Annotated in this window: 14 protein-coding genes; 10 read left to right on the forward strand and 4 right to left on the reverse strand. The window is 41.1% G+C overall.

Translation table 11 applies throughout. The features are described 5' to 3' along the window. Positions 1-46 precede the first annotated feature (46 nt). On the reverse strand, positions 47-1000 hold the full coding sequence (locus tag C161_RS15315; RefSeq protein WP_327196795.1) for an ABC transporter substrate-binding protein: 954 nt from the start codon (positions 998-1000) through the stop codon (positions 47-49). Positions 1001-1429: 429 nt separating this feature from the next. Between C161_RS15315 and codB the strand changes: the two genes are divergently transcribed. Both codB and C161_RS15325 read left to right on the forward strand, forming a co-directional pair. Next, entirely contained in the window at positions 1430-2707 is a 1278-nt protein-coding gene (gene codB / locus C161_RS15320; RefSeq protein ID WP_036671222.1) for a cytosine permease, read from the forward strand. Continuing rightward, complete coding sequence (locus C161_RS15325) at positions 2676-3944, forward strand: cytosine deaminase (RefSeq protein ID WP_036671224.1); 1269 nt, start codon at positions 2676-2678, stop codon at positions 3942-3944. Before codB ends, C161_RS15325 begins: the two co-directional genes overlap by 32 nt. 83 nt (positions 3945-4027) lie before the next feature. On the opposite strand, the gene C161_RS15330 is transcribed toward C161_RS15325, so the two are convergent. Beyond that, complete coding sequence (locus C161_RS15330) at positions 4028-5152, reverse strand: GerAB/ArcD/ProY family transporter (protein ID WP_036671226.1); 1125 nt, start codon at positions 5150-5152, stop codon at positions 4028-4030. Between the two features lie 130 nt (positions 5153-5282). Between C161_RS15330 and C161_RS15335 the strand changes: the two genes are divergently transcribed. The 3 genes from C161_RS15335 to C161_RS33485 all read left to right on the forward strand — a co-directional run bounded on the left by C161_RS15335 (position 5283) and on the right by C161_RS33485 (position 7231). Beyond that, entirely contained in the window at positions 5283-6245 is a 963-nt protein-coding gene (locus tag C161_RS15335) for a helix-turn-helix transcriptional regulator (RefSeq protein WP_036671227.1), read from the forward strand. Positions 6246-6330: 85 nt separating this feature from the next. Further along, positions 6331-6858 carry a VOC family protein gene (locus C161_RS15340; RefSeq protein ID WP_036671230.1) on the forward strand — a complete coding sequence of 176 codons (528 nt, stop codon included), beginning with the start codon at positions 6331-6333 and terminating at the stop codon, positions 6856-6858. 205 nt (positions 6859-7063) lie between these two features. Next, positions 7064-7231 (forward strand): hypothetical protein, encoded by a 168-nt coding sequence (locus C161_RS33485; RefSeq protein WP_425435239.1) that lies wholly within the window; start codon positions 7064-7066, stop codon positions 7229-7231. On the opposite strand, the gene C161_RS31560 is transcribed toward C161_RS33485, so the two are convergent. Continuing rightward, positions 7169-7852: a GNAT family N-acetyltransferase gene (locus C161_RS31560; protein ID WP_051449761.1), complete on the reverse strand. Its 684-nt coding sequence runs from the start codon at positions 7850-7852 to the stop codon at positions 7169-7171. The two genes, C161_RS33485 and C161_RS31560, sit on opposite strands and share 63 nt — an antisense overlap. 173 nt (positions 7853-8025) lie before the next feature. Here C161_RS31560 and C161_RS15350 point away from each other — a divergent pair, with 173 nt between their 5' ends. The 4 genes from C161_RS15350 (at position 8026) to C161_RS33320 (ending at position 12488) form a co-directional block, all read left to right on the forward strand. Next, the gene (locus C161_RS15350; RefSeq protein ID WP_036671232.1) at positions 8026-9333 is read left to right on the forward strand and encodes an AraC family transcriptional regulator; all 1308 of its coding nucleotides are present in this window, start codon (positions 8026-8028) and stop codon (positions 9331-9333) included. A 146-nt stretch (positions 9334-9479) separates the two neighbouring features. Then, entirely contained in the window at positions 9480-10220 is a 741-nt protein-coding gene (gene map / locus C161_RS15355; protein WP_036671233.1) for a type I methionyl aminopeptidase, read from the forward strand. A 170-nt stretch (positions 10221-10390) separates the two neighbouring features. Further along, complete coding sequence (locus C161_RS15360) at positions 10391-11629, forward strand: DUF418 domain-containing protein (protein WP_036671234.1); 1239 nt, start codon at positions 10391-10393, stop codon at positions 11627-11629. A 733-nt stretch (positions 11630-12362) separates the two neighbouring features. After that, positions 12363-12488, forward strand: coding sequence for a hypothetical protein (locus C161_RS33320; RefSeq protein ID WP_268745227.1), 126 nt, complete (start codon positions 12363-12365; stop codon positions 12486-12488). Between the two features lie 117 nt (positions 12489-12605). Here the strand turns inward: C161_RS33320 and C161_RS15370 are convergent, their stop codons facing one another. Beyond that, a complete protein-coding gene (locus tag C161_RS15370; RefSeq protein WP_036671235.1) occupies positions 12606-13463 on the reverse strand; it encodes a LysR family transcriptional regulator in 858 nt (285 codons plus the stop codon). Positions 13464-13592: 129 nt separating this feature from the next. Between C161_RS15370 and C161_RS15375 the strand changes: the two genes are divergently transcribed. Continuing rightward, on the forward strand, positions 13593-14699 hold the full coding sequence (locus tag C161_RS15375; protein ID WP_036671241.1) for an NADH:flavin oxidoreductase: 1107 nt from the start codon (positions 13593-13595) through the stop codon (positions 14697-14699). Positions 14700-15003: the final 304 nt, after the last annotated feature.

Raw genomic sequence — 15003 nt, forward strand, 5'->3', positions numbered from 1 at the left:
ATAGCCCAAAGGGTTGGAGGATTTTGACGCCATCATCAATGCGCTATTATTGATTCATCCATTTCGGTAATTCATCAAGTAATTGCTCCAGTGCCAGCAGGTTGTCGGTATTCCATTCGGCTGAAGCTGTATAGACGTGTCCTTGCTGAACGGCAGGCAACGTTTTCCACAAGGTGCTCTGTAACAAGCGTTCAGATTCAGCTCGGCTTTCGTCATTATCGAGCGTTAGGACAAAGAGATGATCACCTGCATAGTCCGGCATTAGTTCTTCCGAAAGTTGGATAAATGTTTGGTCCTTGTCGATAATGTTTTGCTGAATTGCTGGTGGAATTGAAAATCCGTGCTCTTGATACAAGACTACACCCAAGGAGCGATTACCCATCACATAGAGCTGTTTACCCAACTGCAAGAAGATGGTCGCTGTCTCGCCCTCTGCCACATTCAGCTTGTCCCACATCGCTTCCGCTTTTGTATCAAATCTGCTGATCCATTGCTCTGCCTCATCCTGTTTGCCAAAAATGTTGCCAAGCTCACGTACGCGTTCAGTAAATGGCAACGCCGAGTTGAACGGAATGGTAGGCGCAATCTTCGAAAAAGCAGCGTTCCGGTCAGCATCTTGGTTATAACCATTCAAAATCAAATCAGGCTGCAAGGCCGTAATTGCCTCCAAATCACCAGGGTTCCCGACATCCTCAATACCTTCCAATCGGTCTACAATGTAGCTTTCGGAAGCATGAATCAGATTGGCTCCAACGACGGGAATATCCATGGCCAGAAGATCTCCAAGTGTTGAACCCAGATAGATCACTCGTTGTGGTTGAGTGGGTATTTCAATCACTTCGTCTGTTTGGGTTGTATAGCTTTTTGTCGTTTGTTCGTTGGTCTTCACAGCTTCTTGTGAGGAGGCGCTTTCCGAACGGCTGCATGCTGCAAGGATGGATAGAAGAAGGAAGCATGCTCCCCATATGAATAGGTGTTTCTTAATTGTACTGTTCATCATTGTTTCCCCCTGAGTTCTCTTTTTCTAATTGATAACCATTATCAATTACAACGTAATTATAGGTGCCTTTTCAGCGGCTTACAATGAAAAAAACGCAGTGAATTTATTTGTACAAATGTCAATGCGTGCATCTAGCTGTATAAGGAATTAATAACCTTTGGATAATAATGACATTGACAACTGCAGGTTTTTCCAAAATAATAGTATGTAATTGAATACTGGTACCTTTAATTCAGTCCAGAGAGGCTGGCAAGGGCAGCGGATTTCATAATCACGCGAGAATCAGGGCTTATCCCGTCATGGGATGCTCTGTGTCTTCGCGCGGATTATGATGCAAAAAGAGGCTACTTGTCAGTGTATAACTTGACGAGTAGCCTCTTTTTTCTGCTTTTTTTGGTATCAGATACACTTTACGTTGGGGGTATTCTGATGAGCAAACAAGATCAAGAGTTTTCATGGCAAGCTGTGCCGAAATCACAAAGAAACCACTTTTGGAAGACGTTATCCGTCATGCTCGGTTTCACATTTTTCTCAGCAAGCATGCTGGCAGGAGGCACGTTGGGAGTAAGCTTGACGTTCATGGAGTTCATTGGCATCGTGCTTGCGGGTAATCTGGTGCTCGGTATCTACACAGGGGCACTGGCACATATCGCTGCCAAAACGGGCCTGTCGACACATTTGCTCGCTAAATATGCGTTCGGTGCGAAAGGGTCGTATCTGCCTTCATTCCTGCTAGGCTTCACACAAGTCGGATGGTTCGGAGTAGGCGTAGCCATGTTCGCGATTCCAGTCGCCAAAGCCATGGATTGGAACGTGTACCTGCTAATTATCGTGTTCGGACTTGCCATGACGGCATCAGCCATCTTTGGCATGAAGTCACTCGTCATTCTCGGATATATCGCGGTTCCTGCGATTGCCATTCTCGGTGGTTACTCCATGTTCAAAGGTGCAGGTTCGCTGGGTGGTCTGCAAGGGTTGCTTGATTACATGCCGACTCAATCGCTTACCGCGGCGGCAGCATTAACGATCTGTATCGGATCATTCATAAGCGGCGGAACGCTGACACCCGATTTTGCCCGGTTTTCCCGGACATCGAAACAGGCAGTTACCGCAACAGTGATTGCATTCTTCCTGGGTAACTCACTCATGTTTCTGTTTGGTGCAGTTGGTGCAATGGCATATAACTTGGCCGATATCTCGGAGGTCATGTTCCTGCAAGGATTGATCATCCCGGCAATCATCGTTCTAGGCTTGAATATCTGGACAACCAACGATAATGCACTGTACGCTTCGGGTCTTGGTTTTGCGAACATCACCAAAATCTCAAAGAAATTCTTCGTCGTCGTAAACGGTATCGTGGGTACCGTATTCGCCATGTGGATGTACAACAACTTCGTCAGTTTTCTGAACGTACTGGGCGCGGCGGTACCATCGATCGGGGCTATTATTATCGCAGATTACTTCATTGTGAAACGTAGAAACTATAAGCCATTTGCCGACATGTCATTCAAAAATGTAAACTGGGTAGCGATGGTGGCTTGGGCCATCGGCGTGGCATTTGCCCAACTGGCTCCTGGCGTAACACCATTGAACGCACTGCTTGGTACAGCAGTGGCCTATATCGTCTTGATGCTGATTGTTCCTGCGAAAGAATCTAAAGAAATGGGGAAAATAAATGATTATACAGAACGCAAAATTGCGGGGTAAAGAAGGACTATGGAATATCGTTGTGAAAGACGGAAAGTTTGAACGAATTACACAATCGCTGGAAGTGACCGAGAATGAAGAGATCCTGGATGTCAACGGATCGCTTGTGCTGCCACCGTTTATTGAGCCGCATATTCATCTCGATACAACGCTCACCGCAGGCGAGCCGGAATGGAATCTAAGCGGAACGCTGTTCGAAGGCATCCAACGCTGGTCAGAGCGCAAGGCTTTCTTAACACATGAGGATGTTAAAACACGTTCCAAAACGGCACTCAAGTGGCAATTGGCACAGGGTATCCAGCATGTACGGACTCATGTGGACGTTACCGATCCAAGCTTGATCGCAGTTAAAGCGATGCTTGAAGTCAAAGAAGAAATGGCTCCATATATGGACATTCAGCTTGTTGCTTTCCCACAAGAAGGCATTCACTCTTATCCAAACGGGGCAGAATTGCTGGAAGAGTCACTGAAAATGGGCGTTGACGTGGTCGGCGGCATTCCACACTTCGAATTCACACGGGAATACGGCGTTGATTCAATGAAAGTTGCCTTTGATCTGGCCGAAAAATACGACCGTCTGATCGACATCCATTGTGATGAAATCGATGACGAGCAATCCCGTTTTGTTGAAGTCGTTGCCAAGGAAGCTTACGAACGTGGACTGGGTTCACGCACAACGGCAAGCCACACAACAGCGATGGGGTCATATAATGACGCCTATACGTACAAATTGTTCCGTTTGCTGAAGATGGCCGATTTGAACTTTGTCTCCAATCCGCTGGTTAACATTCACCTGCAAGGACGCTTCGACACGTATCCAAAAAGAAGAGGGCTGACGCGTGTCAAAGAGTTGCAGGAAGCAGGTCTGAATGTGTGCTTTGGTCATGATGACATCTTTGATCCTTGGTATCCGCTCGGTACAGGCAACATGCTGCAAGTACTGCACATGGGGATTCATGCTTCGCAGTTGCTTGGTTACGACCAGATCGTGAATTCGATCGACCTCATTACGAAAAACAGCGCAAGAACGTTACACATTGAGGATGTATACGGTATTGAAGAAGGTAAACCTGCTAACTTCATCGTACTTGAAGCAGAGAACGAATATGAGGCTGTTCGCAAACAAGCCGGCGTACTTTATTCCTACAGAGGTGGCCGTAAAATTGCGGAATCGAAGCCGCGGGACACATCCATCATTTTTGAAGGCGGTGCAGAAAAGGTTACTTTTAATAAATAATGAAGAAAATATACTCCCATTAAAGTCGCTATTTTAGCGGCTTTTTCTTTTTTTACTGTCTACATACAATAAGAACCAAACATTCAGCTTGTCTTAAGTGCTTCACTAGAAGCCTGCTTCCCGCCTTTTTTACGAACAAAACTAATGATTAGCAGTAGCAGTGGTAACAAGCCAAATAAAAAAATGGACATATTGCCAAGAAAATCACCCAAAGCTAACGTTTCCTCCAGGTTTTTAGGCAAGTAAGCAATTACATACAAGACTGGCAACATGGCGAATTGTATGCTCGTAATATTTTTGAGACGAAACAAATCTCGGATCCCGATTGCCGCAAAATAGTGTTTAAAAGCATAGGTTGCAAAGATCTGCATCAGCCAAAACACAATGAACAGTGATTCATATCGCTCAAAAAGAAACCCCTCAATTTCAAAACTTCGAACCATGTCGAACGTTGGCCACATTCGTGTTTGAATTCCTGGCAAAGATAAGTTTCCTACAACGGTAACAATCGTGACCAAATAGATGATCGTACAACTAAGTATGCTGTATATAGCAGCTTTATTGCTTGCTTTCACGTCTACCATGTAAGCTGTGATGATGAGTAAAACTTCATATCCAGAATAGGAGAGACACGAAGGTTTAAGACCTTTCAACACAGGCATGAATCCATCGCCCAGGAGTGGTCTGAGGTTATTAATTTCAAACATCTTGCTGCTTAAAAGGAAAACCAGGGCTAACAACACAAGCGTAACGGGCAACACGATTGAAAAGACCCGGATGATGACCTTAAGACCACCCGTTAACATATAAATACCAATCCACAAACTGACCATAATGGTGACCCAAGTAGGCGTGCGCTCAAGGATGTACATACTTGTAATTTCGGCCATGACTCTAACTTCGAATGAACAAAGAACAACAAAATACACGATAATTAAAAGTCCCAATAGATAAGCAATCCACTGACCTGTGATTTCGGGTATAAATTCGAATACCGTTTTACCGGGGAATCTACGACACAAGGTTACAAGGAGGATGCTGATTGTGGTTACAATTAATCCTGATAAAATGACAGAAATCCATACATCTGGTGTCCCTACTGCTTTACTAATTGTGCGAGGGAGTGTTAGAATTCCAGCTCCGAGTATTGAATTGATAACTACAATAATGACCTCGGAGGTATTAATATTAGTTGTGGATTTCTTCATTGGCCTTCGCTCCAAACCGGAGAATATATTTCTAGGTAGTATCGCCCAACGAAGTTGTTTTATGTAAAATATGCTGTACTGATATAATGTAGAGATATCCAATAATGAACTGAAGATGAGGATGCAGGTTATGCCAAAGAACGATAATATGTTAGCCATTCTATGGATGCTGAATTCAGGCACCAAAGTAACTGCAAAACAGATGTCCGAAAAGTTAGAAATCAATATAAGAACCGTATATCGATATATTGATGCATTATGTGCCAGTGGAGTACCGATCATTTCCGATACAGGTCACAACGGCGGGTATAGCTTGCTGAATCAGCATATCAAAGCACCTCTGTTATTTGATATCGATGAAAAAAAGGCACTTCTCCAAGCTGCTGTGTTTGCAAAAGAAGCTGGATATCCTTTGAGTGAGGCATTGGACAATGCAACATCCAAATTGAAAATGTATACAAATCAGGATCAGGAAAACACACTTCGCCGTCATTTAGCCGGGTTTAACGTTATCAATCGCATGGGAGATCCATCCGTTCAGCCGATCTTGGCGGAATTGGAGCAAGCCGTGGCTAATGATTGCTCTGTCGAAATTGATTATCGCAGAAGCCGTGAAGAACAACCCAAGAATAGAATAATAGACCCGTATGGAATGGTTTACTGGAATAATAAATGGTATACCATTGCGTTTTGCCACTTGAGAAATGAATTCCGCAGTTTTCGGGCAGATCGTATTCTGCGAATCAAGCTTACTCCGCTCCGCTTTAAGCGTTCGGAAGCCTTTTCAGCCCGTGAATTTTTTCTGCAAAATTTATTACCTGATGTAGGGGGCAAAGAGGGGTTAATCTCCTTGGTTATCAAAGGCCGATCAGAGGCATTGGATGACTTGGGGCTGCACTGGTTTATGGGACATTATCTGAAAGAGCGGACTTCTAATCAAGCCATCTTTTTATTTGATGAAAAATCAATTGATACATACGTCCCCTATTTTCTCCTATCCTATGGGAAGTCCATTCAAGTCATCGAACCACAGCGTTTGAAGGACAGACTTGTTGCTGTTGTATCCGAGTTAATGGAATACTATCAACTTTAACAACTTCACTGACACTAGATGTCAGTGAAGTTGTTTTATAATGTTGACAATCTCGGATTACTGAAAAGGAAGGCGGAGTAAACATATGAGTGAACAGACAAAACACAAGGCAGTATCAGGAAAATATACTAACAAGGGTACACCTAACGGCGTTACATCGATTACCCCATTTATAACAGTGAAAGACCCTTCTGAAGCAATAGAGTTCTACAAAGTTGTTTTCAATGCAAGGGTGAAAGATATCACTGAGCATCCAGATGGAAATCGTAATAAGATTATTGTTCATGCCGAATTAGATTTTGGAAATGGTTTTTTACAGCTGGGGGCTGCAAACCCGGCATATCAATTGGCTTTGCCCCCAGATCAAGATCATGCATGTTATTCTTTAGGGATTTATGTCATTAATGTGGATGAAACCATTGCAACCGCCGTATCCAGAGGGGCGAAAGTAAGAGAAGAGATTATTAACTTTGCGTCTGGTGATCGATTCGGAAGTATACTAGACCCTTTTGGCGTACGCTGGTCTATTCTTACCCGGATTGAAGATTTATCGGAAGAAGAAAGTAGTCGAAGAGTCACTGAATGGGCCAAAAGCATCTCCATGAACAGCTAGTTCAGAGCGCATCCTAAACATGGATGCGCTCGTTTTCTACTGTCCTAATCCTATTCGTCTGTATCGTTCGAAGTATCCTCATTAAGCTTCTTATAATCCATTCCCATGTTTCCATCACACTAATGAAAGGAGGGAACATGTTTAAGCTAAGGAAAACACGGAAGATGTTAAAGTTGTTATTGTTAAAGTTAACTTGGATGACAAAGTGGAAATCCCGTCACGTTTTCAGATTATGAGCATTTCTGCAACCATTTTATTCAAAGATGGTAAGCGTGTTGAGCAAGAAATCGGTATGTTGTCATCAGAGCGTTTAAAAGAAATGGTTGCTGCTATTAACGTGGACACAAGATCCGCTTGGCCTCCTTTGTTCTGATTTGATTGATGAATGGGTGCTCGATAAGCATTTTTGCATAAATATCACTTTTTTGAAGCCTACCTTGGCAGTAAACGGGCCCGATTTCAGTTCTTTTTTAAGCATATAACCGAACCGCTCATATAATTTTTGTGCTGAAGGATTCGTATCGACGACCTCTAGATTGATTATAGTAATTTGCTTATTTCTTGCGACTTGCTCCAACTTAATTAATAGCAATTTACCTATGCCATGACCACGTGCTTCTTCAGATACGGCAATAGGGTCAATATGCAATACATGTTCGTGATACAAATGAAATTTCAAATAAAACGCATAAAATAAAAATCGCCAAGTCGCTACCACTGGGGAGTACACGTTCCGAAAAGCTGCATAATTGGCAGGTGTGAACGCTTTTTTTCCTAAATTGTAACCGAGAAATCCAACTACTTCTTCATTTCTTAATGCGTAAATGCCCTGTTCAAATTGAATAGACTGAGCTAATAGTTCTACTGCTTGTTTTTTCGTTTTTGCATAAAACCAACGATGTGTTACTTTCAATGGAAAAGCTTCGTAAAATAAATGAGCAACTTGTTCTTGTTGTTGTGCATTAAGTTGCTGTGTGATTTGAATTTGGTTCATTCATATCTCCCCAATCCTTCATTTAAGATTTTGTTGATGTTCTATCATTTATTTTCCTAAAATGCAGAAGCGTGGACAATTCACATTTCTTTGAGTTGTGGGTTCATTTCTTAGATTTCCTTTGTATGTTGCTTGCGACTCGTTGGATTGGAGTGGAAGGAGGAGATCACAAGATGAGTGGTAGGGGTTATTTCACCGACAGTTCTCCCATGAATGTACAGTTTCTAAAGTTCAAAGATGAACCGTTCCGATGGCATAATTCCATTGAAGTGGTGATTATATTGGAAGGTAGCATTCATGTTGCCATTGCAGATGAGCAAAGGACATTAGGTGCTGGTACAATAGAAATTTTCAATATCAATCAAGTTCACCGTCTATGGCAGACCGATGAAAACAATGTCGTCCTCCAAATAAATATCGATGCTGCATTTGCAAAGGAATATTACCCTGATTTATCCTATGTCTGGTTTGCGCATGAATTTAGCCCTGGAGCATATCTAGGTTTAGAACGAGCAGAAGGAATCATTGAGGCCATATGCATGTTAATAACTCCAATTGTAACTAAGAGTGAGATGCCATTTTTAACGTTAAAGAATACATTCGAACAGTTATTGGACCTGCTTATTATGAATTTTGATGCGAAAAGAATGTTCGAAGGGAACCCAACCAAGCTGCAACGAATAGGAAGAATATATGATTACTTATTCAATAATAGGGGGTTTATTAACAAGGCATCTTTGAATGATATCGCCAAGCACACAGAGGAATATTTGAATTTGGATTATTTATCATCACAATTCAAGTTATTAATAGGAGATACGCTGCAAAACTTGCTTCATTACTTGCGCATTGAGCACGCAATCAAACAATTATTGACGACAGATCGAAGTCTGGTAGAAATATCAATTGAGAGTGGTTTTTCTTCATCTAGATATTTTTATCAACGATTTAATAAGATTTTCCCTGAAGGACCGAAAGCATTTCGTGAACAACATAAAAAGAAACAGGAGATGAATGATCACTGTAGGCAAATCATCGATCCAGCATTAGTTTTTGCAAGACATCGTAGATTATTTGAAATTCCTGAGACGGTAAACAGCGAACTAAATAAATGGATTCACATCGATATATTTGGACATGATGAACAAAATTCAACTTCTCCATATTTGATCAAGCTATCTGAATTAGTAAAAGGTGATTCACATGCGTATCTTAAGAAGATCCTTCAGGAAAATAACGTAAGCCCCAACAACATTTTTCGATTTGAAGAAACGTTGGATAATGCAAACCGTGACGATTTTCAAGTTTTGACATGGCTGCTCAACCAATTCAGGGAAAACGATATCTTGCCTGTATTTATCGTCAGGACTAGTAGTAACGCTATTCTAGAACAGATAACCACCATACAAGGACTACTTCAAAACTATACGCTCACTTATGGCGCAGAATATATGAAGGGATGGAGAATTGAACTTCAATAATACGAAGGTACAAGAGAATAACCACACTCATAATGTTGATAAAAAAGTTGCGAAGCTTTGCTGCTTTGGATATGATTATCTAATGTGCAATCAAAGATAACACTTATGTAATCAATTAATGATAAAAGATAGTGAGGTAAGAAAAAATGATCGCAAGAACAGAAGAAGATTTTAATGGCTTGAAGGAAATTGGCAAAATTGTAGCTTCTATTCGAGATGAATTGGTTCAAAGAACCATCCCAGGCATAACGACTAAAGAACTTGATGATTTGGCAGGAGAGCTTTTTGAGAAAGCTGGCGCAGTTTCTGCTCCAAAAAGTGAATATAATTTCCCGGGATTTACTTGTATTAGTGTTAATGAAGAAGTGGCACATGGTATTCCGGGAGATCGGGTTATTCAAGAAGGGGACCTCGTCAATATTGATGTGTCGGGCTCCAAGAACAGTTATTTTGCAGATACGGGACTCTCGTTTGTCGTAGGCGAAGGTGAAGAAGTGTTAACGAAAATATGCGACGTTGTTAAACTGGCATTTGAAGCAGGTCTTAAAAAGGCAAAACCAGGCTCCAAAAAAAGCGGAATCGGGAAAGCCGTATTCCAAACTGCTAGACAGCATGAATTAACGGTTATCAAAAACCTTACAGGACATGGTGTTGGACGTGGAATACACGAAGCACCTGACCACATCTATAATTATAATGATCCATCGGATGATGAATTGTTAAAAGAAGGTATGGTTATCGCATTCGAGCCATTTATTTCAACTTCAGAAGAAGAAGTAGTCCAAACTGGAGATGGCTGGACCTTTGTTACTAAAAACAGCTATGTAGCTCAAATAGAACATACCATTATTCTTACTAAAAATGGTCCGATTATTGTCACTCTTTAAGGTGTTCAAACTGAAAGTCGCTAAATTTAGCGACTTTTTTTGTTTTTGTTTTATTGGTACGTCAAAGTAAATCAAAATATAAACGTTCGCTTATTAATTTATGTTGAAATTATGGAAGGATTTAACGTATATTTAGATCTGATCTTTATGTTATAGACAGAGGTGATTGATTGAGCACATCAAAAAAGCGCGTTCAAGTCATTGATGGACTGCGTGGATTCAGTTTGGTCGGCATTGTGCTGGCGAATATGCTGGCTTTCCAATATGGAATGTATGGCCAGAGCAAACCCCAACTGTTCGGGATTGGCGGGGCAGATCAGGCTTTCCTCTCATTCCTGCTGATCACTGTGGTGGGAAGTTTTATGCCGATTTTTGCATTTATGTTTGGCTTTGGAATGGTTAAGCTCTCGGAAAGCCTAAAATCACGAGATTTACGACCAAAGTGTCATCTGGCACGCCGTTTTCTACTACTGTTTGGAATCGGATTACTGCACATCATCTATCTGTGGGAAGGGGATATCCTTACATTTTATGGTGTACTCGGTTTCTTCTTGCTCATGTTCCTTAATCGGAAACCCAGAACGCTGCTCATATGGGCGGTACTGCTACTCGTGGGAGCGGGCATACTTGGTCTCCCGGCATCTAATCCGATGAACCCGCTGGCGATTGAGTCCATTCATATGGAGAACTACATCATTCAAAGTCAGGATGTATACGGCAACGGCACATACGCGGAAATCAGGAATTTCAGTAATAACGGCGATCCATTCGGCGGGGATTTGGAGCTGTCATTTGCCCTGATAGCCCTGATGTTAGCACCACTCATGACGGTGCCGATGTTCCTGCTCGGCATGCACGCTGCCAGAATAGGCACGTTTAGCGATCCCCAAACGATGCGAGCTATGTATCTTCGCCGGGCATCATTATTGATTCCGGTAGGTTTGATACTCAAAGCATACGGTGTATTGGCACCACAATTGGGTGCGGAAGGTTGGCTCGGAATCGGAATCGGGGGGACGCTTGGAGGAGCGATGCTTGCACTCGGATACATATACGCATTCGCGCTGTTGTATGCTGGAAACCGCCGTTTCAGCCTGATGGGCAGGTTCGAGGCGGTCGGCCGTCTCTCGTTGACGAATTATCTGATGCAGAGCGTAATCTGTACAACAATTTTCTATGGATATGGCCTGGGACTGTTTGGAAGTGCTGGCGTGTTTATCGGAGCAATTATTGCGCTTGCTGTCTACGTTATTCAATTGTGGCTCAGTCCGCTATATCTTAAGAAATTTAGCAATGGTCCTGTCGAGTACTTGCTACGGATTTGGACATATCTGTCCTGGAAAGGGCAGCCAAGAAAGAAGAAAAGATCAAATTTAACTACGAATGAAAACGCGCCTGGTGTCCAGTAAGCATAAAGTGTTATCGTGAAACGCAAAAAGAAGCTCGTTCCACCAAAAGAAAGGGCTTCTTTTTGCCGTAACGATCATCTTCCTAATGTTTCCTGTTATAATTAGTAATTATTTATAGATTCAACATATCAACCCTAATACATAAGCTAACTAATATAGTGCGGGCAGTGGTAAGGTAATGCGAAATGAAAGATGAAGCATATACATTCAACTGTTTCCACTCAAGCTTGAAAGGATCATTATTGTGCTAAAAATAATTAATTTTCTTCTTTTCTTGCTGATCATTTGGGTAGTCATCTTTTATCCTTTTCGTTTTGCTTGGTTTGAAGGTTTGAAACAGATTCCTGCAGATCTTCATGGTGTTTATTTACTTTTCTTGTTCTTTGGATATCTGATCTGTTCATCGGCTATGGGACTTATGGTAGGCAAGATGTTTTTTAAACGAAAAGAACAGTGATTACGGGTAAGTATGGAGGTTGGAGAATTATGAAGTTACATACTAAAAGACTTTCTCAAGAAATAGAAGATCTGCACTCAGGGAAATATTTTTCATAGAATACTTTCTGGAGATTAGGTATTCATATAAAAGTCGCTAAAGCAGCGGCTTTTTTTTTGTTTATTCATGTAATTGCCTATCTAAAAGATTGAGGGGAAAGAACTTATTTCAATGATCGATTAGATAATTTTTGCTTTGAATAGGCCTCCACTCGCATCAACCAGTGGGGTGGAAGCAATGAAGGAATTTGCTACATTACAGCCTTACGCCTGTCCTGCCCAGATTATTGACTTGGGTAGTGACTCAGCGAATCTGGAAAAGATTATGGATGCGAGACCTGATGTCCAAGAATGTGAAAGATGAAACACTTATTTTTAGTAGATATCCCAAGATTTTTTGAGTAAGGAGTTTCTATTATGCACATAATAATAAGCCAGCTATTATATTTAATAGCTGACTTTCTTTTTATTCAAAAGTGAGCTATTCCCAATTAGCTGCGTGTTTTTGAATTAGATTAATCATCTGTTTCATTGCAGGTGAAATCCACTTATCTTTGTGATATGCCAAATATGTGGATATTGTAGGGCGGTCAGACCCAACTTCTTCGCCTTGAAATTTTTTGGATTTTAATTCTTCTTTGACAGAAAAGTAAGGAACCATCGAAATGCCTAGTCCGTTTTTCACACATTGCTTAATCGCTTCGATACTTTGGAACTCTATACTGTTCATAACATCGACTTTTTTATAATTGATGTAATCCTTGAATACAGATTTGTAACTGCAGCTACGTTCCGTATATAACACAGTTCCTTTTACATGGTTTTTCTCATGAGGGGGACTAATAAGGACCATTTTTTCTCTCACCAAACGTTCGCAGTGTAGTTCGGGAGCCCCCCATCCCTCTTTTTCTAAGGCAACAAGAAGGTCAATCTCACCATTTTGAACAGCTTGAGAGACATCTTGGTAGTCAAGTGATTTGAGCGAAAGGTTAACTTGCGGATATTTCTCACCATACTCAACCAATAAAGAAGGGATGCGACAGATCATTAAGGATTCCGAAATACCTAGTGTCAAATTTCCCGAGGGCTCATCATTTGAAGTAAGTGCTTGTGTATACAACTCAATAATTTTATGAGCATACGGCAGAAATTGATGTCCGTATTGTGTGAGCACAACTTGTTTACCTAAGCGATCAAAAATAGGCTTACCGAACTCTTCCTCCAATTCTTTAATATGTGTCGTGACAGAAGATTGAGCATAACCGAGATGTTCAGCTGCTTTCTTAAATCCTCCTTTTTCAACAATAGTTTTTAATGTAATCAAATGGCGGAGTTCCATAGATACCCTCCTAAAGTGAGTTCATTTTTAATGAACTAAAGATTCAATAACATCAATTTTACTGTTCATTTCATTCATTTTATAATGTTCATATTCTGAAAGATATATAAACATAATTGTTAAAGGTGGATGGTTAAATTGGTACAAAAAAATAAATTGTTTGAACCTGTCAACGTTGGTTATAACTTTCTAAAAAATCGTGTAGGAGTAGCTCCAATGACTCGTACGAGTGCTACTCCGGAAGGTCTTGCCACGGAGCAGATGGCTGAATATTATGCGTCTTTTGCTCGTGGAGGTTTTGGATTTGTCATTACAGAAGGAACATACACAGATCAATTGTACAGTCAATGTTACTTTAACCAACCTGGCTTGATAAATGAAGAACAAGCTATTGCTTGGAAAAAAGTCGTGGATACTGTACATGAAGCGGATGCTGCAATTATAGTTCAGCTTGAGCATGCAGGAGCACTTTCTCAAGGAAATCGCTTCAGTTCCCATAACCTAGCTCCTTCAGAAGTGCAACCTAAAGGAGATCCTTTGGCGTTCTATGGTGGAGTTGATAAATTTCCTACTCCGATAGCTGCAACAAAGCAAGATATCGAACAAGTGATTCAGGGATTTGTGGAATCAGCAATCCGGGCAAAAGCAGTAGGGTTTGATGGTGTTGAAATTCATGGAGCCAATGGTTACTTGCTTGATCAATTCTTGACCGACTACACTAATGAACGATCAGATGAGTATGGCGGTTCGACCGAAAATCGGGTACGGCTTTTAATTGAAGTTTCATCTGCAGTCCGTAAAGCCGTTGGACCGAATTTTACAGTAGGTATTCGAATTTCTCAAGCCAAAGTCAATGACTATATCCATAAATGGGGTGGAGGTGAAGCAGATGCTAAAGTCATTTTCGGTGGATTAGGGCAAACCGGGCTTGATTACATTCATGTGACTGAATATAAGGCATGGAAGCCTGCTTTCGAAGAGAATGGGCCTTCATTGGTACAACTAGCTAAAAGATTTTCAGGTAAAATTGTCATTGCCAACGGTCAACTTGAAGATCCATTAAAAGCATCTGAAATCATCACTGATGATAAGGCTGATCTCGTGACATTAGGAAAGGGAGCTCTAGCTAACCACGATTGGGTTACTAAAGTTAAAGAAGGTAAGCTACTAGCTGAGATGAGAGAGGATAAGATACTGCGACCAGATGCAACGATCAAAAATTTTGAAATCCTTTAATGGGAACAGACAAAAGTAATTTATTCAATTATTTCAAACTGAGGATGTCATACTATCTGTGTAGAGCTCTCAATCAGTGGTATGCATTCTCGACTCCAAATAAATGGCTTTCAGAACTTATTGAGCAATAATAGTATTGCCATAGGTCGTTTTAAACAGATGACCTGTGGCAATTAAGGTAGAAAATAGACATTCAATTAGTGGGTTGCAATTATATACTAATTAATATTGGAAAATATCCATTTCAAAGTGATTTTAACGTTCTTATTCAGATAACAACGAAAGATACCTGAACCTTTGATAC

Source organism: Paenibacillus sp. FSL R5-192 (assembly GCF_000517845.1).
Classification (GTDB): Bacteria; Bacillota; Bacilli; order Paenibacillales; family Paenibacillaceae; genus Paenibacillus; species Paenibacillus amylolyticus.

Bases quoted from the DNA above. Each gene is read 5' to 3' on its own strand.
- C161_RS15315 (WP_327196795.1), bottom strand. From the start codon at position 1,000: ATGATGAACAGTACAATTAAGAAACACCTATTCATATGGGGAGCATGC.
- C161_RS31560 (WP_051449761.1), bottom strand. From the start codon at position 7,852: ATGAACCAAATTCAAATCACACAGCAACTTAATGCACAACAACAAGAA.
- C161_RS15375 (WP_036671241.1), top strand. From the start codon at position 13,593: ATGGTTAAATTGGTACAAAAAAATAAATTGTTTGAACCTGTCAACGTT.
- codB (WP_036671222.1), top strand. From the start codon at position 1,430: ATGAGCAAACAAGATCAAGAGTTTTCATGGCAAGCTGTGCCGAAATCA.
- C161_RS15330 (WP_036671226.1), bottom strand. From the start codon at position 5,152: ATGAAGAAATCCACAACTAATATTAATACCTCCGAGGTCATTATTGTA.
- C161_RS15350 (WP_036671232.1), top strand. From the start codon at position 8,026: ATGAGTGGTAGGGGTTATTTCACCGACAGTTCTCCCATGAATGTACAG.
- C161_RS15370 (WP_036671235.1), bottom strand. From the start codon at position 13,463: ATGGAACTCCGCCATTTGATTACATTAAAAACTATTGTTGAAAAAGGA.
- map (WP_036671233.1), top strand. From the start codon at position 9,480: ATGATCGCAAGAACAGAAGAAGATTTTAATGGCTTGAAGGAAATTGGC.
- C161_RS15335 (WP_036671227.1), top strand. From the start codon at position 5,283: ATGCCAAAGAACGATAATATGTTAGCCATTCTATGGATGCTGAATTCA.
- C161_RS15325 (WP_036671224.1), top strand. From the start codon at position 2,676: ATGATTATACAGAACGCAAAATTGCGGGGTAAAGAAGGACTATGGAAT.
- C161_RS15340 (WP_036671230.1), top strand. From the start codon at position 6,331: ATGAGTGAACAGACAAAACACAAGGCAGTATCAGGAAAATATACTAAC.
- C161_RS33320 (WP_268745227.1), top strand. From the start codon at position 12,363: ATGAAGGAATTTGCTACATTACAGCCTTACGCCTGTCCTGCCCAGATT.